The following is a 24,640-nucleotide window of genomic DNA, read 5'->3' as shown; positions in this document are numbered from 1 at the left end:
TATGCTCTAAGATTCATTAATCAACAAGCTTAAATCAATCGCTCGTATTGATTTGGTAATTGCTCCTATTGAAATATAATCTACACCGGTTTCAGCAATACGCGCCAGTGTGGATAATTCAATGCCACCAGACGCTTCTAATTCACACCGCTTCGGCTTATTGATAGCCACCGCTTCCATGAGCATTTCCGGTGTGAAATTATCAAGAAGAATCCGGTCAGGGCCTGCGGCAAGCGCTTCCTGAAATTCTGCGATCGTTTCTACTTCAATCTCAACCAATAATCCCTTCCCGGTTTTTCTTGCCAGCGCAATTGCCGCCTTAATGGAACCACACGCCTTAATATGATTTTCTTTAATTAAAAAAGCATCATATAAGCCGAAGCGGTGATTAACACCTCCGGCGCAGGCAACCGCATATTTCTGAGCACGGCGTAATCCAGGCAATGTTTTACGAGTATCCAATAAACGGGTTGAATAGCCTTCTAGTTGCAAAAGACATTGCCGCGTCTGTGTCGCTGTTGCTGCCAGAGTTTGCATAAAATTCAGTGCACTACGTTCACCTGTTAATACATCACGTGCTGGACCATGTAAATGACAAAGAGTCGTTGGCTCATCGAGCCAGGCGCCTTCTTTAACCAACCAATGAATTTCAACTTCTGGATTAATTTCCGCAAAAACACATTCAACCCAAGGACGACCGCACATCAACATTGGCTCTCGTGAAATAATTCGCGCACTTATCCTAAGCTTTTCTGGCAAAAGCGCTGCTGTAACATCGCCTGTCCCAACATCTTCCGCTAATGCTCGCCTTACATCTGTTAAAATATCTGTTTGTTTAGGGAGCATGGTTTGATGCCTTCTGTTTAGTATAACGAAACTTTAACAAGGGAGGAGCAAGTAATGTAGTGACAATGACCATTAAAATAATCGCTGAAAATAATTGATCAGACATCACACCCAATTTTCTGCCAATGGATGCAAACACCAAACCGACCTCACCACGGGGAATCATGCCAATTCCAATTAGAATGCGATCATCCCAACGATAGCCACCAAAACCACTCAACAATTTTCCAACAACAGCCGCGATGATTAACCCACTTGCCATTAACAACACATGCCAATTCATAAATAATTCAATCTTGACTTGCATACCAATCAGCATAAAAAATAACGGCACTAAAATAAACTCCAAGGGGGCTACCAGCTCTCTAATGGTCAAAGCATTCTGGTGGTTGCCTTCTCGGTTAAAAAATCCATCATGAATAATAATACCTGCCGCGAAAGCGCCTATAATGGTTGCTAATTGCACCAACGTTGCCAACCAAGCCAGAAACATAACAAAGACAAAGGAAATAAAAAGTTTCGCCTCCCACAGTGCAAGGAAACGAAAAAATCTTACCGCTTTTTTTAATACCCAAGGACCGATTGATAACGCACATACAAAAAACAAGATGGCCGACACGATGATTTGACTCACTTGCATCATGCTGACCACGTCCGTGATGACGATGCTGCTGACAATCGCCAGGATAACCAAACCCAGGATATCATCCATCATGGCTGCCCCAAGAATGGTTTTTGCCTCGCGCGTATGCAATTTTTCCATTTCCTTAAGTACACGCGCCGTAATGCCGATGCTGGTCGCTGATAAGGTTGCCGCAACAAACAAATTAGCCTTGAATGAAGATTCCGGCACCAACAAATACATGATTAAAAAACTGAGTACGATGGGAGCTATGACGCCAATCATTGCAACTTGCAACGATTCACGCCCGGTGTGTTTGAGATCTTCGACAGATGTTTCCAATCCCACCATGAATAGCAAGAAAATAACGCCATAGCGAGAAAAAATATCAACCACATAGGCAACTTTAATCCAGTTAATACCACTGCTGCCGCTCAAAGCATTGATTACCTGTCCTGCATAATGAGGATCATGGATACTGGTTTTCACGGCTTTCATCAGTGGAACACTGCTCAACATATCCGACATAATACTAAAAACAGCCGGACCTTCCCGTAGAATAATCGCCAATGGCATGCCGAAATAATAACATACGTTCCCAAGGAGCACGCCCATCAATAACTCACCAAGCACCCCGGGTTGATGCAGCCGTTCAGCAAGGTATCGCCCCGTAACCCCGAAGAGAAAAATGAGCGTAACCCATAAAATAACCGATGCAATGGGTTCAAAGTGCATTTGTTCCATGCCGGCATGCCCCACTGCAGGACAAACCACCATAAAAAAAAGCCAGTATTTTAAACGATGCATGCTCGCATCCTTAAGATTTCTGGGCCAAGAAAAGACAAGTTTCTAATACGGAATCAGGGTTTAATGATAGACTATCAATGCCTTCCTGCATGAGCCATTCGGCAAAATCTTGATGATCAGAAGGTCCCTGTCCACAGATTCCAACGTATTTATTTTGTTGTTTACAAGCAGTAATTGCCATATGCAGCAAAGCTTTGACGGCAGGATCGCGCTCATCAAATTGCGACGCAACCAGTCCTGAATCACGATCCAACCCAAGCGTCAATTGCGTTAAATCATTTGAGCCGATGGAAAAACCATCGAAATGGTTCAGAAACTCGTTGGCCAGCAATGCGTTTGCAGGCAACTCACACATCATGATAATCCGCAATCCTTGTTTACCACGCTCTAAACCATGTTGTTTAAGAATAGTAATCACTTGCTCTGCTTCGAATACGGTTCTGACAAAAGGAATCATGACTTCCACATTCGTCAATCCCATGTCTTCACGTACTTGTTTCACCGCTTGACACTCCAGCGCAAAACAATCGGCAAATTCAGGTGATACATAGCGAGCGGCCCCGCGGAATCCCAGCATGGGATTTTCTTCATGAGGTTCATAAAGCGTCCCGCCAGCAAGATTCGCATACTCATTGGATTTAAAATCAGAAAGACGAACAATGACCGATTTGGGGTAAAAAGCTGCGGCAATGGTGGCAATTCCTTCTTTAAGTCGCTCAACATAATAGTCCACTGGAGAGCGATAAGCGGCTGTTTTTTCTGCAATCCATTGTTTTAGTTTTTTATCCTTTAATGTTTCATACTGCAGCAATGCCTTTGGATGAATCCCAATGGTGTTTGAAATTAGAAACTCCAATCTGGCCAAGCCGACACCCGCATTAGGGATCGATTGAAACGCAAAGGCACGTTCCGGATTACCAACGTTCAACATCACTTTAACCGGCAGCTCTGGCATCGTGTCAACATCCAGTTGTACCCGCTCAAAAGGCAGTATGCCCGCATACACAAAGCCTGCATCCCCTTCTGCACAGGACACCGTCACTTCATCACCATCCTGAATCACTTTTGTCGCATCACCGCATCCTACGACGGCCGGGATACCTAATTCTCGAGCAATAATGGCAGCATGACAGGTACGGCCTCCGCGATTGGTCACAATCGCGGCTGCGCGTTTCATCACCGGTTCCCAATCCGGATCCGTCATATCTGAAATCAAAATGTCACCTGGTTGAACCCGATGCATTTCGCTGACATCTTTAATGACTCTGGCGCGCCCCTGTCCGATACGTTGGCCGATACTGCGGCCTTCACTTAATATGGTACCTGATTGCTTCAGCTTGTAACGTTCAAGGACATGCTTATTAGCGCGGCTTTTTACTGTTTCAGGACGTGCCTGCAAAATGTAAAGTTTGCCATCCACACCATCTTTGGCCCATTCAATATCCATGGGTCGGCCATAATGTTCCTCAATGATTAATGCCTGTTTTGCTAGCTCTTCCACTTCACTTGCTGTTAATGAAAACAGACGCTGCATAGCTGCATCTACTTCTATGGTTTGCACGGTACGCCCTGCTTCTGCGTTTTCGCAATAAACCATTTTAATTGCTTTTGATCCCAAATTTCGTCGAATAATGGCTGACTTTCCTGCACGAAGTGCCGGCTTGTGCACATAAAATTCATCAGGGTTCACTGCCCCTTGTACAACCATTTCTCCTAATCCATAAGAAGCCGTAATGAAAACGACTTGATCAAAACCAGATTCCGTGTCCATGGTAAATAAAACACCACTCGCTGCCAGATCGCTGCGGATCATTTGCTGGATACCCACTGATAAAGCAACGTCTTGATGTTTAAAACCATGATGAACCCGATAAGCAATGGCGCGATCATTATATAAGGACGCAAATACCTGCTTAATAGCTGCTAAGATGGCATCAATCCCTTTGACATTTAACAGGGTTTCCTGTTGACCGGCAAAAGAGGCGTCTGGCAAATCTTCAGCCGTTGCCGAAGAGCGAACCGCCACACTAAACTCTTCATGCCCTATTGATTTTATAAGATTCAAGTATGCCGTACGCACATCGTCTTCAAAGGCTCCTGAAAAAGAAGCGTTTTGGATCATCTCGCGAATTTTTTTGCCCGTTCTAGCCAATTGACCAACGTCTTCAATATCCAATGACACCAGCATCTCATGAATTTTTTTCTCCAAACCATTTGTGGTTAAAAAATCACGAAACGCATCCGCTGTGGTAGCAAATCCGGCAGGAACCGTAATCCCTGCCGCAGACAGATGATGAATCATTTCACCTAGAGATGCATTTTTCCCACCCACTTGTTCTAAATCCTTAAGGCTTACGTGTTGAAAATCAATCGTATGCACATTGCTTGCCATAAATACCCCTAACCCCCGTAAATGTTCAACATTCTACTTAAATTGCTGCATGATGTGAATGAAAAAGCACAGGTTTACCATAAAAGCAAGTCAACTCTTTATTCACATCTGGAGCCGCATCTAATATCATATGCACTTTATCACGGTGGCGAATCCTCATGACATTATCTGCTTTAAATGCCATATCTCCTATTGATGGTCGGTATCTGAAAAAAACCCGCTCGCTAAGTCCTTATTTTAGCGAGTTTGCTTTAATATATTATCGATTGATGGTCGAAATTCGCTGGTTGGAATCTCTTGCAGATAACCCCAAGATTCATGAAGTTCCAAAACTGGATTCGCAGGCCAAAACAAGGCTTAAAGAATTACTCACACAGTTTAATGAACAAGAAGCAGAAAAAGTCAAAGGATTTGAAAAACAAATTAATCATGATGTCAAAGCCATTGAATATTATCTGAGAGAAAAACTGGAACAGTCTGAAGTTTTAAAAAAAATCACCGGCTTCATTCATTTCGCCTGTACCTCCGAAGACATCAACAATCTTGCCTATGCGCTGATGATGAAGGAAGCGATTGCTCATGTGATATTACCAACCTTGGCAGAAATAAGTGGCAGCATCACATTACTTGGCAAACAGCATGGCGATATCGCCATGTTGGGCAGAACCCATGGCCAACCAGCCACACCAACCACCATCGGCAAAGAATTAATCAATTTTGTTGCCCGTCTCAAGCGTCCGCAACAGCAATTAGCCGAAGTTTTAATTCCTGCGAAATGCAATGGAGCCGTTGGTAATTACAATGCGCATTTCGCGGCTTATCCCGACGTGGATTGGCGCCGCCATTGCGCAAAATTCGTCACCTCTCTAGGGTTATCGTTTAATCCCTACACCACTCAGATTGAACCCCATGATGGCATTGCAGAAGTCTCCCATCTAATGATTCGAATTAATAATATTTTGCTTGATTACACGCGCGATGTCTGGAGTTACATTGCCATGGGCTATTTTAAACAAAAGTCCATTGCAACCGAAGTAGGTTCCTCAACGATGCCTCACAAAATCAACCCCATTGATTTTGAAAATGCCGAAGGGAATCTCGGTCTTGCCAATGCCTTATTTGATCATTTTGCCAATAAATTAACGCAGTCCAGATTGCAACGTGATCTATCCGATTCTACAGTTTTACGCAATCTAGGCATTGCTTTTGCCTACACCTTAATCGCTTATCAGTCCATTACCAAAGGCAATGAGAAATTACAAATTAATCAATCAGCACTTAAACACGATCTAAATGCCAATTGGGATGTGCTGGCAGAAGCGATTCAAACCGTCATGAGACGCTATCAGGTTCCCAATGCTTATGAGCAGTTACGCGACTTGACAAGGGGCCAACGCGTTGACGGCAATCATCTGAAGCAGTTTATCCATTCCCTGGATATTCCGCCGGAAGCAAAAGATTCTTTGCTGGCTATGACGCCTGAAACATACACGGGTCTTGCTGCCCAACTGGTCAAAGCATTTTCATGAATAACTCACTATCACAACAGGGTCAAACGTATGAATTTGACGTGCTTGTCATCGGCACGGGGCTTGCTGGACTTCACTACTGCATGCAGTTAGTAGAATTACAACCACAAATCAAAATTGCATTAATCAGCAAAGCAGAAGCAAGTGAATGCAACAGCCGTTATGCTCAAGGTGGCATCGCTGCAGTATTCCTACCTGAAGATTCAATAGAATCGCACATTCAAGACACGTTGCAAGCTGGCGACGGCCTTTGCTATGAACCTGCCGTTAAACGCATTATTTGTCAAGGCCCGGAAGCCATTAAACAATTGCAACGTTATTCGATTCATTTTAATAAAACGCCAAATGGCCAATTCGCTTTAGCTAAAGAAGGAGGCCATTCTCATCGACGAATTTTTAATTGCGGCGATCAAACGGGTTTAAACTCGATCAAAGCATTGCTCAACACCACTCACTTGCAGCAACAAATTCATTTTTTTGAACACCATATCGCCATTAATTTAATCACCCATTATTACCCCCATCGCACTGAAAACCAGGGGGAAGTGCTTGGCGCGTATATTTTAGATTGTCAGCAAAATCGTATTCATACCTTTTTATCTCGCTGTATCTTATTAGCCACAGGAGGTGCTGGCAAAACATTCCGTTACACATCCAATCCTATGGTAGCTACTGGTGATGGCGTGGCCATGGCTTACCGTGCTGGTGCCCGCGTTGGAAATATGGAGTTTTATCAATTTCACCCAACCCTTTTGCATCATCCCAGCGTCAATAACTTCCTGATTTCAGAAGCGGTCCGAGGGGAAGGTGCTTTACTAAAAAATGCAGATACGGGTGAGCGTTTTATGCGACGCTATGCCCCTGAGCAATTAGAGTTAGCCACACGCGACGTGGTATCTCGTGCCATTTTTAATGAAATCGAGCAAAGCCAAAGCAGTTTCGTTTATCTGGATATTACACATCAATCAAAATCATTTTTAAAAAAGCGTTTTCCACAAATATATCACACACTGCTGTCGATTGGTCTGGAAATGAGCCAGGATATGATACCGGTTGTTCCTGCTGCCCATTATCAGTGTGGTGGTATATTAACCGATGTAAACGGCTGTACTGATCTAAAGCGCCTATATGCCATTGGTGAAGTTGCTTTTACCGGATTACACGGTGCTAATCGTCTGGCCAGCAATTCTTTACTCGAAGCGGTAGTCATGGCAGCCAATGCAGCACGCCGCAGTTTGCAAGACATCAAAACATCATGGAAATTATCCGATCCAATTCCTGCCTGGAGCTCACCCAGTGTAGTAAACACTCGGCGCGCCAGCCAGATCAATGCTCATTGGCGTAGCCTGCGTGGTGAAATGACGTCCTATTCAGGCATTGTACGAACAGAAGCGGGGCTCGAAGATATACTACAATTAATCATGAAACGTAAAAAAATTATTGAGGACTATTACTGGAAACATTGCATCACTCGTGATTTTATTGAGTTACGCAATATTATTCTTAATGCGGAACTGATTGTACGAGCCGCACTGTCCAGAAGAGAATCCAGAGGCGGTCACTTTCGTGAGGATTTTCCCCAAAAAAATACGAAAGCCCAGGAAAGTATTGCACGTCTTAATTCACCACAAAATCCATTTATATAATAGGTAGGATCGATGTTTAAAACTGATGCTGTTTATCAACCTGAAAAGACACTCATGCATATCCACAATGACATGAGCATTTGTCAAAGTGATTATCCATTAGACTGGTATCAAGAAGAGTTTATTCCCTATGCTCAGGAATACCAGGCCTTGCCTGATCGCAAGTTAACTACCGTCCTTAATTGGATGGCTCCTTACATGCAAAAAGCTCGTGAGCACTTTGGTGAAAAACTGTTATTGCTCGCACATTATTATATGGGAGGCGACATCGTTCGTCTCGTAGAGCAATTTGGTGGAAAAATCGGAGATTCTTATCAATTGGCATTAATGGCCGCCAATCATCCTGAAAAATCAGTCATCATTGAATCCGCTGTTCATTTCATGGCTGAATCCATCAGCATTCTTGCCAATCCTAATCAGCAGGTTTACATTACTAATCCCAAATCGGGTTGTACGATGGAGATGCTGGCAAAAGACTTTATGGTCGAACCAGCCTTTCTTGATCTTAATGAGCGTTATGGACCAGAAAATATTCTGCCGGTGTGTTATATGAATACTTCTGGGCGAGTAAAAGCCATGACTGGCGCCCAAGGCGGTGCCGTTTGTACCAGTTCTAATGTGAAAAAAATCTTTCAATGGGCAAGAAAGCAAAATAAAAAAATCCTGTTTATCCCGGATAAACATATGGGGGAAAACATCGCCTGGTGGCTTGGCATTAACGACGTCGCTTATTGGCCGGGGGGTTCTGAAGGTGCGCGCTATTCATTAGGAGAACAAAGCCCTGATACTCTTGCGCAGTTCGACCGCGCCGAACTGATTCTTTTTTCCAGTGAATGCGCCGTACATACTCATTACCAGCCCTACATGTGTGATTATTGGCAAACACACGGCTATACAACAATTGTTCATCCTGAATGCCGTAATGACGTGATTCGCGTCGCCCAACACGCTGGATCCACGGCTTTTATCTGGGATTATGTAGTCCATGATCGTGCCGGCACAAAACGTTATGCAATTGGCACAGAAAATCATATGGTGGAAAATCTAAGACAGCATTGTAAATTATTAGGCATTGAAGTCGTGAATCTGGCCGAAGCACCAAAACAAGGAGATATGAAAGGAATGGGTTGCGGCTGTGCCACCATGTCAAGAAACGATCCACCACATCTGGTTGCTTTGGTTGATTTGCTGCGCCAAGGGAAAACCATAGCGTATAATGAAGTCAAAGCCGGCGATGTCGTCAATGAATTTTCAGGAACACGTAATCGGCTGAATACTGCCGAACAGGAATGGGTCATTATCAATGCAAAAAAAGCATTGCAGATGATGATTGATATCACCGAAGATAGAATTTAAAACGCGCTCTCATAGCCTGGCTGCTTGCAGCCAGGAATAATTGCAATTGCCCAAAAGAAAGAATGATGCTATTCCCGGTTGCTACATGGCTTATCCTTCAGCGGTATAAAATTCACAAACATCGATAGAATCTGTGCATTCAAAACCATTATTTAAGCTTCTGCGCCAGCGATAATCAACCATAGCGGGAATTTTTACTCCGACTTGCCACCATATTGAATAGTCACCAAGCGAATTTCGATACGTACACACGACCCCTCTTCCTATACCAGCAACGAGAATATTGGCACGCACAAACCGGGTTCCTTCTTCACCTTGCGGTGTATGAGGTGAAAATGGATTCACTGTCCAAGGAGAGGGAATTTCACCCCAACGCAATGAACTGGTTTGCGGATTTGGACAAACAGCCGCATAAGACAGCGTTGCGGTCAAAACAAACATCATGGCAGTCAGTTTCACTATTCCAGGTTTCATAATGATCTCAATAATAATTCCATAAGCATTACTATAACACATTAAGGATCTGCAAATTCAAGTTAATTCTACTGTAGACCGGCCTTAATCAGAGCAAGAGATCCTCCTTGCTCTATTGCTACTTTAACTCTAAAATGCACGTTTATTGACCAATAAACAGGTAAAAAGATGAAGAGACCCTTCTTATTTATTTTTTTTCTGGTAGGTACTCTTTCGGCATTCGCTTCGAACACACCTGATATAAAAACCTATAAATATACTTTTTCCAAAAGAGAACACTTTAAAGTCTCTTTTGCTGATTACCCTAAAGGCCAAGAAACATTCTTTGAACTTCAATTCAAAAATGGTACTGTCCTGCCCGGGGAAATTAATACCCACCTGCATGGATTAAAAATATCAGGCAACAATCATAGTGATGATTTATTTATGTATGCCTATAAAAAGGTAAGTGGTTTAAAACCCAACACAACCTATCATGTCAGCTTTTCCTTGGAATTTGCCTCTGATGCAACCGCAGGATCTTGGGGGATAGGAGGTTCTCCCGGCGATTCAGTTTATGTAAAAATTGGTGCTGTAGCTCATGAACCACAACGGTATACAGACAATTTCAATAATTACCAAATTGATTTAGACAAGGGAAACCAAAAACTTGACGGCAAGGATATGATCTTAATTGGAACCTTTGGGGTCGATACTGAAAATTCTATTTACAGATTAAAAACTTTACCCTACTTACCCAATGAAGAAATGCAAGCCAAGCTTACCAATTATACGGTTACCACAAACAATAAAGGCGAGGCTTGGTTAGTTCTGGGAACAGACTCAGGCTATGAAGGCACTACTACAATTTTTTACACCAATTTATCCGTAACATTCAAAGAATATTTATAGATTATAAAAGTTCAAAGTAACAATTTAATTATTCGAGCCAAAAATGACTTTCAAAATGCCCATTAACAATGCGCAATTCACTAATAGGCCATAAAACAATGCAAATAATTTTCTTAAAGCCCATTGTTTCACAGGCGTTCTTTGCTATAATGACCGCCTGTGCCGGGGTGGCGGAATTGGTAGACGCGCCGGATTCAAAATCCGGTGGTGGTGACACCGTGTGGGTTCGACTCCCACCCTCGGTACCAGCTTTAATTCAGTATTTTCTCACCTACGTAGCCTGGTTGCTTGCAGCCGGGAAGCATAAGCATCATTTACCTCATATTCTTGGCTGCCCTTATCTGGATTTAAAGTAAGATGATCGCGCACCCTAAAAAGAAACGGCAGAAAACCTAATGCTAAAACCACCGACATTTGGTACAAACCAACCCATCCTAACCACGATTGTAAGGAAGCTGCGAACGGCCCTGAGAAAATCCTTGGAATGGTCGATAGAGCGGCTAAAATTGAAAATTGTGTCGCCGTAAAACGGCGATCAACAACACGCATAAATAACGCAACTAACGCAGTCGAGCCCATACCTGCTGCAAAATTGTCAAAAACCACCGCAATAACAAATAAAGAGATACTTTTCCCGACCACAGCCAGCCATACGAATAACGCATTTGTTACAGCTTGCAATAAGCCAAATATTAATAATGCCTGGTATAGCGGCCAACGCATCAAGAAAAGACCTGCAGCCAATCCGCCCAATAAAATTGCGACAACACCCGCGATTTTATTGACGTAACCGATGGTATCCAGTGAAAATCCTACGCCTTGAATTAAAAAAGGCATGACGATCCCACTCGTGGTCGTCGTAAATGCTTCACCCAGTTTGTAAAATACAATAAACAAAAACAACGCAAGCACCCCAGGTCTTCCCATCAATTCTTTCACCGGTGCGATAAAAGAATCTACAACATGTGGTTGTCGATTGTCAGGGATGGATGGTTCGGGACTATATAGCGTTGCCAATATGCCAAGAACCATAAGAAAGCCCATCAAACGATACGTTGTCGCCCAACCGGCAAAATGCGCAATGATAAGGGCCAACCCCCCAGAGAGTAATAAAGCAAGTCGATAGCCAAACACCGCAAAAGAAGCTCCCAAACCATGTTCTTCTACCGGTAGGTATTCCGTCCGATGCGCTTCAATGGCCATGTCTTGCGTTGCAGAACTGCAAGCCATGAGAAAAGCCAGGAAAGCCATGAGCGTTGGCGAGCTGGTAGGAGAAAGCCACGCCATGAGATTAAATCCGATTAATAACACCACTTGCATGCTCAATATCCAACTTCGCCGTTTGCCTAAAGAAAAGAGGGAATATCGATCTAAAACAGGCCCCCAAAGGACCCGATACACATAAGGAAGACCAAGCAAACTGAGCATACCGGTAGCCAACACGGACATACCTGCTTCGGCAAACCACGCTTGTAACGTGCTGCTAAGCAACGACAAGGGAAGTCCTGAAGAAAACCCCAGAATAAAAACGATGAAGAGGCGCTTGCTCATATGAAAATAATATAAATCCCTTTTTATGTAAAAAGGGAGATCGGGAAGATTAGGAAATCCACCCCAACCGCCCTTTATAAAAAGGAGGAGTGCTTATGACTTAAGCATTACTTTTTTTCACAGAAAGCAAATGAATCTTGAAAATTAAGGTTTCATTTGGCCCAATAGGTCCACCAACACTGCGGGAGCCATAAGCTAAATCAGCAGGGACATACACCTCCCAGACAGAGCCGGCCGGCATCAATTGCAGTGCCTCGGTCCAACCAGGAATGACTTGAGACAATTTAAAACTGGCAGGCTTTCCAGTTTTTTCGGTACTGTCAAATACTTCACCATTAATTAGACGACCGGTATATTCCACGGTTACCGTATCTTCTTTTCCAGGCTTTTGGCCATCGCCAGACTTAATGATTTTATATTGTAAGCCACTTGGTAATGACACTACCCCTTCTTTTGATTTGTTCTGTTCTAGAAACTCCTCACCTTTTTTTTTATTGTCTTCTGCTTTTTTATTGTATTCAGCCGTTCTCTTGGCCATTAAATCACGCTGGAATTTCGTGAGAACATCTTTCATCTGCTGTTCAGTCAATAACTGCTTATTACCGCTCATCCCATCTTGTAGCCCTTGCACCATGGCTTCGGGACTAATATCAATGCCTTGCCGTTTGAAATTCTTACCAAGATCAATACCAATACTGTAAGACAGCTTGTCTACCTCTGTGTTTAAGGATGAAGCATCCGTTGCAGCCATTGTCGTTGACATCGCCAGTCCCATGACCGCTGCAGCGACCAATTTCATTTTCATAAGTTATCCCCTTTGTCTTCCGTAAGAGCAACTAAGCTCTATGAACCATAAACGCCTGACTATTGTGCCTAAATTCATCTGGAATTGCCAGTGATGTGCAACAGGAAACCTTGTACATGACAGATTTTTTTCTCATGTACAGAGAAAAGGAAATGAGGAGACTTTCAAAATAATGCAATAACTCCGTAAAACCCGGCTGTAAACAGCCGGGCTACGCGATATTTGAAATAAGGATAAGAACGCTTTTTATTCCTCAGCACCAAAACCAACTGCTGGGCCTCGTAGTATTGCCGTTGACCTTACCTCATCATAGCTTCCTTGTTGCCGCAAATGAGTTGCCAAAGAATCACCGCGTGCCAGAACCTCTTTTACCAGGGTAGCAATATGTCCAGGCATTCTCGGCAAATCCCGGTGCAGTTCTTCCAATAATTTTTCAACTTCATCGGCAGATATTTCGCTGACATGAGGTGGAAAACCACCATCACTAGGATGATCGGCAACAAAAGCATCAACGGCTTGCATCAATCGGTCGAACGCATTCTTGGTCTCTTGTCTGGTAAAGAAATTGCCAATGCGTCTTGAGAAACCATTGTATCGGTCATCATAAGACACATAACGCGTTTCTTCCCAATGCGCTTTGACTGATTTTTGCAAGCATTTGGTCAAATCAATAAATTCCTGCCGATTGAACGCTTCATAACTTTGCAAAGCGCGCACATCACCAATATCCTGGCTCCAGCAACGTAATACCTCATCCTGCATCTGATTGATGGTATTATACAATCGGCTCTGACCACTGCGATTGAATTTAAACCAACTCCAGCGTGATTTATTTCGCTCCGTATCGTACTCAACGATTTGCATCTTGGCCTGATGAATCGCCGCCAAGACCAGCTGATAACGACTCACTGGCAAGCCACTGCCCTCAGAATCCTCCATGATACGGTCAACTTGTTCCGTCAATTGACTAGCAATGACTCGACGATCAATGGATTTAAACCAAGTGGCCTGATATTGCCCAACCAGATGATGTAATTTGGCTGACAAGTCACCCCATTGAGTATCAGGCGCTCTTCGAGCTTCAGGCAATCTTGTCCCAATAATTTCAAATTCACTGGTGAGTTGCAATAATCGTCGCTGCTGTGTAACCGTCAGATCGCGCGTATGATTCACATCCGTTGCAACTCGCCCTTCCTCCATCACTGTTCTCATATGGCGAGTATATTGCTCAAACCCCGCCTGTGTTAATGCGTTATTATGCGCACGATTCCAAACGTAAGGATGCCCATCGGCTGGACCAACGCCTTCTGTGACAAACACTTGGTTATGCAGCAAATGCATCCAAATAATACGTTTATCGCGTATCGTATCCGACTCATAAGGGGAAAACGTAAAGAGTTCACGAACATCAGGATGATTTAGCATCGCACCCGCCTGGCCTTCCGTATCTTTGGCTGCCTGATAAAACGACACCACGACTTCCCGCACCTGGTCTTTCGATGCTATCGGAATGGCATGCGTCAGTGTTTCTGCCGCGTTATCAAATAAAGGATGCGGCGAGCCATCGGATGCTTGCAGCAACCGCAGCTCCTCCTTCAATACCGATTCGTCTTTATTTCGGAAACGCTCTACACCGGCAAGCAAGTGCTCCATGCTAATTTCTGCATGCGCTCTTTTTAACTTCACAGCATGATTTAAAATAAATTCCAGCGTCCTCATGGATTCTAACGCTCGATCTTCATCAAACGCATAGTTTAACAATGCATCATGCACGGTTGGATAATCTAAAAAAGAAGCCATGCGACGTTCACTGGAATCCATCACCAAGTTAAATGTCTCATCATCAAGTGTAATCAGTTGTGGCATCGCACGCTCAAGTCTTGTCAAGAGCGCCTGAATGGTATCAGGGTGCGCCTCTTGCAAAGGCAAGGCATGGTTTACGATTAAGGAACTTAAGCGGTCAAAGCGTGGCAAAGGTAAGTCCGGATTGGTTATATCTCTTAACAATGCAGCATGTGCTTGTGGATATTGTAAGAACCACTCGAGGTTCTCTTGGGTTAACCTCATTATACGTTCAAACCGTTCATCATCGAGGCCAAATAAGGCAGGGCGGACACGAGCAAAGTTCGCCAGCAAATCATTGAGCGTATCAGGATAGTCCCCTTGATACTCCATGGCTGTTTCCAATATCTCAGCAAACGGCTGCAAGCGCTCTACTGAAATTGCCTCATCGGCAAAATGATCAAGCAACGTTGCGAACACTTGCGGAAACTCTTGTAAATTTTCAAGATTTTTATTGATGAATTGCGTCAACAGCCTGATTCGCGCACCATCCAAGCTTAACAGCTGCGCTCTTAACCGTTCTTGGTCTGCTTCAGTTTTGGTAATTAGCTGATAAGCGTTTGCTATTCCCTGACAACACTTGCCAAACTGCGCTGTTTTTTCTGTTTTCTTTATGTCGAATAAATCCAGATGCTGCCAGAACTGGCGGAACTGTTCAGCATGCTCATTCAATTGCGAAGCAGTAAGTGATGATTGCAAACCGACATTTAAAATCTGGTACCAGGATTTGCCACCCAATCCCATGCTCCAACGCATAAAATCATTGATGTCAGGCAAATGATCCCCATAAGCGCTGAGATGCTGCCAAAGAGTTTTTAAAGCCGGTTGATGTTCGCCTTCCGTTACATTCCACCAGGCTTTTGTTTTTTTAACGAGCGAAGCAAAAATATCCCAATCTTTTCCTTCCGTAAATTGCTGCATTGCACGACTAAAATCCATCAAAAATGCTGCAGCGTCTTGCTCTTTCATACCAGAGGATAACAGCTGCCAATCCAGCAACGTGCGCAGACGATGTTCAGAATCGCCTTTCAGAGAGTGTTCCAATTGGCTTAACACTGCCGGTAAAGGACAGCCCTCATAATCCACCGATTTTGCCAATCCCCACAGGGCAATAAAATCGCGATAACTCATCGGACGACTTTCACCAAGATAAGCCTTTAATACTTCCTCCGGAATCTCGCGCTGAATATTGGCCAAATACTCAATGTATTCCATGCCCCAGTTATCCTGCTCTTCTTCACTGAAGCAGGCAAGATAGCGTAATATGGGCAAGGCTTGTTGAATGCGAGTGTCGCGTTCCTCAAGAGAACTTTTGCTTAACGTGTTGATGATGCCCTCTTGCAACTCTGGCAGCAATTTACCCAGAAGCCCGGCAAATTCAAGCTTAAGGCGTTCTTCAACCCCTTCCAGAAACTCATCTGCCTCGATGCTTAATTCAGAGGCCTCCAAAGCCTCTACCCAGGCAGGAGATGGATGCTGCATCTGCCGGTGATTAATCCGTAAGATGTTTATAAATTCTTTTGCAGAACGGCAAGCTGCAACATCCTGTGCAAATTTACGCAAATGCCTTTCATCCCCATGTTCTGCCAATGATTGAATTTTTTCAGGAATTTCAGCGGTTTTTGCATCTGTTAGATCCCAGCCTTGTAAACGGGTCATAACGCTGCAAATCGCTGCAATCAGCTTATCTTTTTCCGTAGGTTTTGCCGGTGGGGGAGAAACCACCAGATCAATTTGCACTGGTGTATGCGGTTCAAATCGATAGGGCTCAACGTCTCGTTCGGTTTTTTCACGATAGCGTTCAACAAACTCAGGAATGGTGCGTTCTTTGATGATGCGTTTTATGGTAATAATTTTGTCATCAATGGACTGAGCAGATCCTGAGATCTCAATCCAGATCTTTTCCAATTCTTTAAGATGAAAACTGAAAAACGTCGTCAATTCTTGCCGTACATCCGCATCGTCTACCTGACCTAACAGCGTCATCGCCCAAGACGATAACTGCGCAATCGCACTGCGATAACCTTGATTTGGAGCATTTTGCAAACTGAAGATGTATTCACGTAAATGCATCACTCGTTCAAACTGTTGCTCTTCCGGGCTAAGCGTTATTTCAGCATCTGCCTCATGTTCCAGTAACCCGCCAGCGATAAATTTACCTCTGATTTCCTCGAGAACATCTGGGGCAACTGCATCAATAATGTCCCAAAGATGTGCTTCTTCTGCCTCCAGATCACGTGCCAGATAAAATTGAAAGACCTCGCCTTCCTCTCCATTGCGAGCCGTACGTCCACCTTTTTGCAATTTGTCATTGTTATCGTTGACATCGAATAAAAAGACCGCTTCAACGCCGACGTTATCACCGCGTCCAAACCCTGACGCCACCAGGGCCATGGCTCTTTGTTTTTTACCGCCACGCCAGGCTTCCTGAGTTTGTTTTTCTTCCAGTACTTGCGCAGGCGTTCGTTCATCTTCATTGGTATAAAACAGGAACTGCTCAAGCTCATCCGGTGTTAAACGAGCTCGCAATAACGCTTCCAGCTCTTTAACATGCGCATCATTGCGGCAAGAAAACAACATTGACTGTTTATTTTTAAGGCATAGTCGTATTTGTTTGACCACCGCTTCCATGCGTTTTTCTTCGGCTTGCGCTCTTGTTTCTGCCTCTCTTGGTAAATCACTGGTAAAAAATTCAGGCTTATGCCAGAAACGCAAATCGCGCTGATTAGTCGGCACATGCAGTACCTGCGTCCTACGTTCCCTATATAACGTTGTTGCCTGTGCGGCGGAAATCGTTCCTGAAAAACCCTCCCAGCTTCCCCACAATTGCCGCATGCGCTCGGCCGCGACTTGCGAGCTGACAATATGACTTTCCGCATGAATATGGAAGTTTTGCGCTTTCTTTCTTGGATCGGTATCTGCCGGCAAGGCTTTTGCTTCTGTATTTAAGCGCACCGCCAGCAATTGATGAACACCCGCACTAAAGGTAGAACCAACCATCGGCTGATTATCGGCAGACAATGGAATGATTTCCCGCATTGGATAAGATTCATCTCCAATTTCAATGGTGACATCGCGCACGGTAAATCCAATACCCCAGACAAGCTCATGCGCCTCATGCGCCGACTGCAGCCATTGCGCCAATTGCAATGGATCACGTGCCATTTGGCGCACCAGATTTTGCCGCTCTTCATTTTCATGAGCCTCACGCAAAAGAAAATCGGCAAATTGCTGCAGTATATCTATGTCAATACCTTCAACCAGCTCCTCCTGATTTGCCTTGTAAAACGCGTTAACCGCTTGATAAAACCACGTCATTTGCTTGGGCGTTTTACCGGTTGGTTGCGCGTAGTTGTATTCTGTCTTTCTACCTTCTTCAAAGCGAATAAAATCAAACTCATCAAACAGACCCACCCGTTGATCCCGTGGAATAACAATCGGCATGCCACGATAACTTTGCTCATCCAAAAAGAGTGATAAATCCCCGGTGGTGGTGTAGTGAATTTGGCTGCGCATATACGTTTCACGCAATGATTTCGGGTGAATGTAGGACGTCGTTAATCCAAGATAATCAAAGAAGCTTTGATAATCTTTCAGATCGCGCTCAGCCAGCGTTCGTTTTGCCGTACAAACATCGACCATTTTGCCCAATCCCGCGTTACGGGCAGCGCGCATGGCCACAAAGTGGCTTTTTCCTTCCCCGGTTGCGAGTTGCAACACACGTGTATCAGCGTTCACACAGACGTCATTGGCAATTAATGCAAACTGTTGCGCCAAATGAGGGTATTTACGCGTGGTTCGGCCTAATACTTCAAACAACACGGCCCAAACCTGAGCACGTAAAGCATCGTTGTCAGGCTCTCGTTTAGACGCTTCTGACAGCCTTCTATAGGCAGTCGCCAATTCTTCCTGGCTCATTTTACCAATAGGTTTACCAACACCCTCGATTCTCTGAGCACCGCTTTCAAACTGTTTCAAATACGAAAATATCAGCGTCAACCGTGCGGCATCTTTTGCCGATAATCCCTGGCGAGCGTCAGCACCACTCACCTTGGTTTCTGCTATCATGCGCTGCAGATCATAATCACGAAGACTGGCAACAAATCCATAGTCTGCACGCGGTTCAGGGTATGGAGTGCGTAAAAACCCATCCAGACAAGCAGCCCATTCCAGACCGTCCCGTTCGTGCTTTTTAATTAAATGTAAAATATCCTCGGCACTGGGTGCAGGCTCCTGTGGATAACATTGCGCCAAGAGCTTGAGATCTTCCAGACTCATATCCCCCAAACGCTGAGCAAGTTTAGGTGCTTTTTTATTTAATTGATATTGATAGGTGTCCGTATCTCGTAACCCCGGACGTAAACTGCTGTAAGCAATGATTTTAAGAATTAAGGCCTGACGTTCCTCATCATCAACAAAATCTGAAGCAATCCGGTCATATAAATCTTCTTCATTTTTTCTTGTACTGAGTGCCTTAAGCCATAGAGCACTGATGTCTGTCCATTGGCCGACAAACCCTTCCTCCGTCGCATAGGGATGTTGCAATAGACGACAGCATTTTTCAAAGCGCGATTCCAACTCGCTGAAATGCGTTGATTTGGCTAATATCTCCAAAGCATAACCGCGGCTGTCTTTATAAAGCGGCGATGATAACGTCGCCATGATCTGCGGTAACTTAGCCACACTGCCATTCCAGGCGTATTCACGAAGCGCAATCTGGCACAACGTAGCTTGTTGATTACGATCAAACTCGGTGTTTTGCAAGATGGTCTTGATATGAGGGATCAAAACGGTGGGAAATTCTTTTTCTACGCTATCAATGGGCTTCGCTGCAATAGCTGGTTCTTGCAGCATCACTTTTAACAGTGAAATCGGAAATGAGGTCTGATCATTTTCAGGCTGCAAGGCACGCAACAAACCATAAAAATAATCAACGCTCCAATAACCACCACCTTTCGTCGTTTCAAGCGAGGCAAGCAGTGGCTCAATTTCATTTAAATAGGTGCGGTTAAGTTGCAAACGCTTTAAGAAGCGTATAGTCGGTAATAACGCTTCTTTTGCACCAGCTGCATCATAGGCAGATGGAACCACCAGATGATTTTGCATGAACTCCCACAATCGGGCATCATGGTCAACGAAAAAGCCAAGATCGCCAGGACCTTCTTCGGCACGACTATTAAGCGTTCGGAACGCACCGCTTTTCGAATATTTAAACTGGATGCCTTGAGCATTTAAGCGCTCAATGAAGGCAATACGATGTTCGGCCGTATGCGCCAGATCACCTTGCATTTCCTGAACGCAAACCAATAAGGCTTCCCAATTCTCTGGCTGTACCAACTCCGGTAAATGTTCACCCGTTGTTGTATAATCGATGGAAAGCAACTGGGTGATTAATAAGTTCAACTCCTGGCGCACCACCGGTTTTAAATCGGCCGTTGCCTGATAAAATTGCTGCAATTGCACACTGCGATAAACCCCAAACAGCGTTGCGAGCTTATATCCCTGGGTATAAAGATAATCTGGATACGCGGCTTCCTTGTGGATATCTTCGGCAAACAAAGCCATCATTCGCTCAACATCAGGACTTTGCCAGCGACGCGCTTGATGTAAAATAGTCGCTGCTTCAAGAAACGTGCCGTTGGGATGGCGAACCAGCAATTCGGGATCAAATCCTTGCGCGGCTAACGCTTGCATGGATTCCAGCCGAATCGCCAGATTTGAATTCCCCAAACGATACACTGCATGATGCAAATGACGAGCAATCCGCGCCTGAAATTCAGAAGGAAGCTCTTCTACTGCATCGAGAACGCCTGCAATATCGCCAATTGGGTATTGCGTATGCAACAACCACATTAAACTATCTTTCGAAGTGACTCTGTCATTGCCCAAACGCTCGGTCAGTACCCGGAAATCATGATGGCCAAACTGAGGCTTAGACGCCAAGGCGCGCTTCATATTCAACGCTGCCGTAGTACCCATCCATCGATAAAGATCCGTTAAATCCGATGCATACGTCGGCGTTCCTTTTTCGAAATCATACAATTCCAATTCACGGTCAAAATGTTTAAAGCCTTCATGTTGCAGAGCATAATGCACCCCACCATGAGTCAAATCCAGTTCATGCAATTGCTGAATAAATCGAATCTTGTCATCCTGGCTTGGGATTTGCTTTAAACTTGCAAGAATCCTATCCATGCTCACCAACATATTTTCCGGACGCAATCCATCAAATTCATCGCCGTGAAGTTCTATTCCCATGTCCGTCAATTCAGCCGTAAAATGCTCAAAACCACGCCAAAGCTTTTCAACAGTTTCCCAACCAACCGCTGTCATATGAAGCTCAAGGATGGTTTGCCAGGCGTGTAATTGACCACGAGCGCTCACGGGTTTAAGTTTTTCCATCATATCACCCATGGCCGTAAAAAAACGCTCGGAAATAAAACAGTTAAAATTCGGGCTAGCACTTAATACCGAACGGGCAAATACCCTTAAAAACTCCGAGCCTAAGTTCGTCTCAGCATGACGCAACATGCTTAAAAAATTATTGACTCCTGCATCCCCATATTGATAATAAATTTGTCCTAAGGCTCGTAAGAAATGCTCATTCTCTCGGAATCGCTCAGAAGCCCATTCACGCAACTCTCCTGGCTGACGTTGTAATAAAATATCAAACGCATGGGGAATCGCCAGATGGAAATCCCGTTCATCTTTGGCCAAAAACTCTCCTATCCCTTCGGGGCCTGCGTATTGCCACACTTGTAAAAACACAAGCCAGTGACGAATGATCTTGTCGCGATGAGACGAAGAAAGACCGCTACGACCAAAAAAGCCGCCCGTACTGGGGAAAAGCGCACTATTCTTACGATAAAATGCTTCAAAATCAGCCATATAATCTCTGGGCGGTTGCAACTGGGCAAATAAGGCAATATTTAGCCAATCCTCTCCATCCAGCCGGCCACCGCCAGCCCGATATTTTTCGAGATTAAATTGACGAAAATCCCCTTCCCAGGCTTCCGCCATGGGGGGGCGTACATCCAGATCAATGGTTAAGGCATTGGGCGGATTAATATAGGCAAGCTCAGGACTATAACAAAGGATGAGATAGCCATCTTCAGAACGCTGGGTATAAAATCCCTTTGGTAAATTTTCAGGATTAAGTCCGGATGGCAAACGCGTGTGTTTGCGTAACAAGGCTTTAGCCGCATCGGGCGTCATTTTGCGAATGACTTCGGAGGCTTCAACCGCAGGATTTGCATTAATCCAGGTATGGAAAAACCCTTGTAAGAGTGATTCTCCCCCACTGCGTAACGTAGCGGCTCTGGCCTCTATCGGGTTTTCACGGCTGTATTCTTCCCAAAAACCGCCTAATAAACGATCGATGTTATGATGGTCGATCAAATCCCCGGCAATCGGCTGCTCGATGGTGGTCAGAACCACACGTTGCTTTTCTTGTTGAACTTGACGCACTTGTTCGATTTGTTGCTGCATTTGCATTTGCAATTGCACCGCACCGCTTTTTCTTATTGGCAATTGAAAATCATGTGGTAAACGGCCAATAGCGCCGTGAATCACGTCGTGCAAGTCACCTGCATCCGCCACTTCACTCGGGGTTTCATGCGGCATGGCCTCGGCCCGGGGTCCCAGACGTCCATAATCCGCTACGATGCCATTAATGCGCTCCAATAGTTGGTCTGAAGCATGTTGATGGCGATTACGCAAAATCACATCATTTAACAACGTGTATAAGACGCGTAATTGCCGCGTGTCTTCATCCACATTGTCCTGATCTTGCAATTCAGGAATCACCACCAAACCAACCCATTTCTCTCTATCGGCAATCTCTATCAACTGGGTAAGAAAATCTCTGCACGCTCTTTTATCTTTTAAACACTCGGTTAAGGTGACTTGTTCAAACTGTTCAAGACGATTAATTTCCCCCAATAACTCAATTAAGGGACGATCGTTACCGGGTTGATAGGCAATCCCTAATTCATTAAAAGGGAAATAGGCGCGTGCACGCAAATGATCCAGCAACATGCCTAAATAAGCCGGGTAGTCTGTGGCAGGACAAGCCGCATAAAACACTCTTTTATCAGCACCATAAATGCTGTCAAGAAAATCACGCTGCAAGGGATCGGCCAAGAATTTCAAGGCATGATCTAATCCTTGTACCCCCATTTCCAGCACGCAACGCTTGAATGATTCATGTTCTGTTTTTGCTTCTAAAATGGTTGGCTGTTCATGCAAATGAATGAGCCAATGTTTGGCTGCCTGCTTCCAGAAATTATCAATCAATGGCGGTCGATAACCACAAGCGGCCAGCCAGCGGTTACGGGCAAGGGTTGGAATCAACGCTTCTTTAACCGCTTGCAACGAACGGTTGGCACCAACCTCAAGCTCTGTGACAAAAGGGTTTTGCAATAACGTGCGGGTAACAAACTGCTGCTCCTCTTCAGTCAATTGAAAACGCTCGGGTAAATCAATGGTAAGCAACCGTTTTTTCGATTTGGCACGAATAAACGCAAACACCATCATCACCGCCACATTCTCTTCTCGGGTTCTTATGCCGGTCGGGTTGTATTCATCGGTGGATGAACGAGCCCGCAGATGAGCCGGATTAGTATTAGTGGGGCGACAATAACTCTCATGATCTCTATCCAATCGATCAAAATCAATTACTGGCGGAACAGTCAGCGTGGATGAATCTTTGTCCTGAACAATATGACCAAGTTGTGTCAGCGTATTATCAAAACCAACCACCAGGGTGCGCATGGAAGAATAGTAGTCCCTGTCGATATCATACAACCTCAAACGATTCTCCTGGTAGGCCTGAAGCACCGCGGTTAAGTCTCCTGGTGTATATTCTTTGCCTCGAAGTTTGCCCAACGTCGAAATATGCCCACTACGGGTAAATATCGTACCGCCTGTTAATAATGTTTCGTCATCGTGGTATCCTGCCATATGCAGTAAATGACGAAACGCCTCCGTAGAAAACCGTGCTGCCTCCCCAGCTGTAAGACAATAGGTGATGCTTGTAGAATCCCCTCCAAATAACGTAAACAGGAAATCCTTGAGGGTTGCGGTAAAATCTGCATCCACATCAAAATTCCAGGCATGGGTGATTTCTTTATCAAGCCAGGCTAATGCTGTGTAACCGGTAGAAGCTAAACCATCGGCACGTCCTCCAACAAACTCAGGATCATCCAGGCGAAGATGGTCTTTCAGGGCACGTTTTTCCGGTTCTGTTAACGGGGTTTCACAAAAAATACGATTGCCTGCCAAATCCACGACACCCCATTTAGGCGTTCCCTTAGGATTAAGATTAAAATTAACCAGCAACGCTTGATTGTCTCTTTTAAGTTGTGCGATGGTTGCAGGAGACATCGCAGCCAAATGATAGGCATGCGCAACGGATACACGTGCAGCAGAAGGACCAAAGAAGTATCGGCCGCTCTTCAAATGCTCCAACCCCTTCACCAAGCGCTTCATATCCAGGAACGTCAATGACTCACCCACTTCTTTTAAATCACCAACGGCCAATTTTTCCAAAAAACCGGCTTGTGCCGAGCGTTGCGATCCCGCCTCAGGCACAAATACAAATTGGTGTAACATGAGAGCTTTCATGTCAGGATGGTTTAATACGTCATACAGCTTTTCCACCACTTCACCAGCCGTATACAAGTCTTTCAATTCGCGCATGCATCGGTCAAATAAACGCATGTAACTGCTGTCGGTACGGCCTTTTTCTAACTCGCTTTCAACCACACTCAAACGAAATAAATCACCGAAATATTTCTCAATCACCTCCGCTGCGATTTCAAAATTATCAAAATTGTATTTTTCTTTGAGCTTTTTATAGGTTTCTGCGTACATTAGGCA

The 24,640-nt window shown here is 44.6% G+C and carries 11 protein-coding genes and 1 tRNA gene; 5 read left to right on the top strand and 7 right to left on the bottom strand.

From position 1 onward, the window contains the following. Positions 1-6 precede the first annotated feature (6 nt). Genes nadC through ppsA form a run of 3 tightly spaced genes read right to left on the bottom strand, consistent with a single transcriptional unit; the run spans position 7 to position 4,667 of the window. The gene (gene nadC, locus E1O52_RS02615) at positions 7-846 is read right to left on the bottom strand and encodes a carboxylating nicotinate-nucleotide diphosphorylase (protein ID WP_133127149.1); all 840 of its coding nucleotides are present in this window, start codon (positions 844-846) and stop codon (positions 7-9) included. Beyond that, the gene (locus E1O52_RS02610; protein ID WP_133127148.1) at positions 836-2,275 is read right to left on the bottom strand and encodes a cation:proton antiporter; all 1,440 of its coding nucleotides are present in this window, start codon (positions 2,273-2,275) and stop codon (positions 836-838) included. Before E1O52_RS02610 ends, nadC begins: the two co-directional genes overlap by 11 nt. A gap of 10 nt (positions 2,276-2,285) precedes the next feature. Beyond that, positions 2,286-4,667: a phosphoenolpyruvate synthase gene (gene ppsA, locus E1O52_RS02605; RefSeq protein ID WP_133127147.1), complete on the bottom strand. Its 2,382-nt coding sequence runs from the start codon at positions 4,665-4,667 to the stop codon at positions 2,286-2,288. Between the two features lie 158 nt (positions 4,668-4,825). Here ppsA and purB point away from each other — a divergent pair, with 158 nt between their 5' ends. The 3 genes from purB to nadA are packed head-to-tail and all read left to right on the top strand — an operon-like array spanning position 4,826 to position 9,198. Further along, entirely contained in the window at positions 4,826-6,196 is a 1,371-nt protein-coding gene (gene purB / locus E1O52_RS02600) for an adenylosuccinate lyase (protein WP_133127146.1), read from the top strand. After that, complete coding sequence (gene nadB, locus E1O52_RS02595) at positions 6,193-7,842, top strand: L-aspartate oxidase (protein WP_133127145.1); 1,650 nt, start codon at positions 6,193-6,195, stop codon at positions 7,840-7,842. The genes purB and nadB overlap by 4 nt, the downstream gene beginning before the upstream one ends. A gap of 12 nt (positions 7,843-7,854) precedes the next feature. After that, a complete protein-coding gene (gene nadA, locus E1O52_RS02590; protein WP_133127144.1) occupies positions 7,855-9,198 on the top strand; it encodes a quinolinate synthase NadA in 1,344 nt (447 codons plus the stop codon). A 90-nt stretch (positions 9,199-9,288) separates the two neighbouring features. Here the strand turns inward: nadA and E1O52_RS02585 are convergent, their stop codons facing one another. Further along, positions 9,289-9,672 (bottom strand): DUF3757 domain-containing protein, encoded by a 384-nt coding sequence (locus E1O52_RS02585; protein WP_133127143.1) that lies wholly within the window; start codon positions 9,670-9,672, stop codon positions 9,289-9,291. Between the two features lie 168 nt (positions 9,673-9,840). On the opposite strand from E1O52_RS02585, the gene E1O52_RS02580 reads away from it, so the two are divergent. Beyond that, entirely contained in the window at positions 9,841-10,563 is a 723-nt protein-coding gene (locus E1O52_RS02580; RefSeq protein WP_133127142.1) for a hypothetical protein, read from the top strand. A gap of 161 nt (positions 10,564-10,724) precedes the next feature. Continuing rightward, positions 10,725-10,811: transfer RNA gene (locus tag E1O52_RS02575), tRNA-Leu, on the top strand. A gap of 19 nt (positions 10,812-10,830) precedes the next feature. Here E1O52_RS02575 and E1O52_RS02570 read toward each other — a convergent pair. The 3 genes from E1O52_RS02570 to E1O52_RS02560 all read right to left on the bottom strand — a co-directional run bounded on the left by E1O52_RS02570 (position 10,831) and on the right by E1O52_RS02560 (position 24,634). Beyond that, positions 10,831-12,114: an AmpG family muropeptide MFS transporter gene (locus E1O52_RS02570; RefSeq protein ID WP_133127141.1), complete on the bottom strand. Its 1,284-nt coding sequence runs from the start codon at positions 12,112-12,114 to the stop codon at positions 10,831-10,833. A 100-nt stretch (positions 12,115-12,214) separates the two neighbouring features. Then, positions 12,215-12,919, bottom strand: coding sequence for a BamJ family beta-barrel-assembly machinery protein (gene bamJ, locus E1O52_RS02565; protein WP_133127140.1), 705 nt, complete (start codon positions 12,917-12,919; stop codon positions 12,215-12,217). Between the two features lie 246 nt (positions 12,920-13,165). Next, positions 13,166-24,634, bottom strand: coding sequence for a hypothetical protein (locus E1O52_RS02560; RefSeq protein ID WP_133127139.1), 11,469 nt, complete (start codon positions 24,632-24,634; stop codon positions 13,166-13,168). Between the last annotated feature and the right edge of the window lie 6 nt (positions 24,635-24,640).

Source organism: Legionella nagasakiensis (assembly GCF_900639915.1).
Lineage (GTDB): Bacteria > Pseudomonadota > Gammaproteobacteria > Legionellales > Legionellaceae > Legionella_A > Legionella_A nagasakiensis.
Note: the sequence above shows the minus strand (reverse complement) of the source record. Positions and strands in the feature narration are given on the sequence as shown.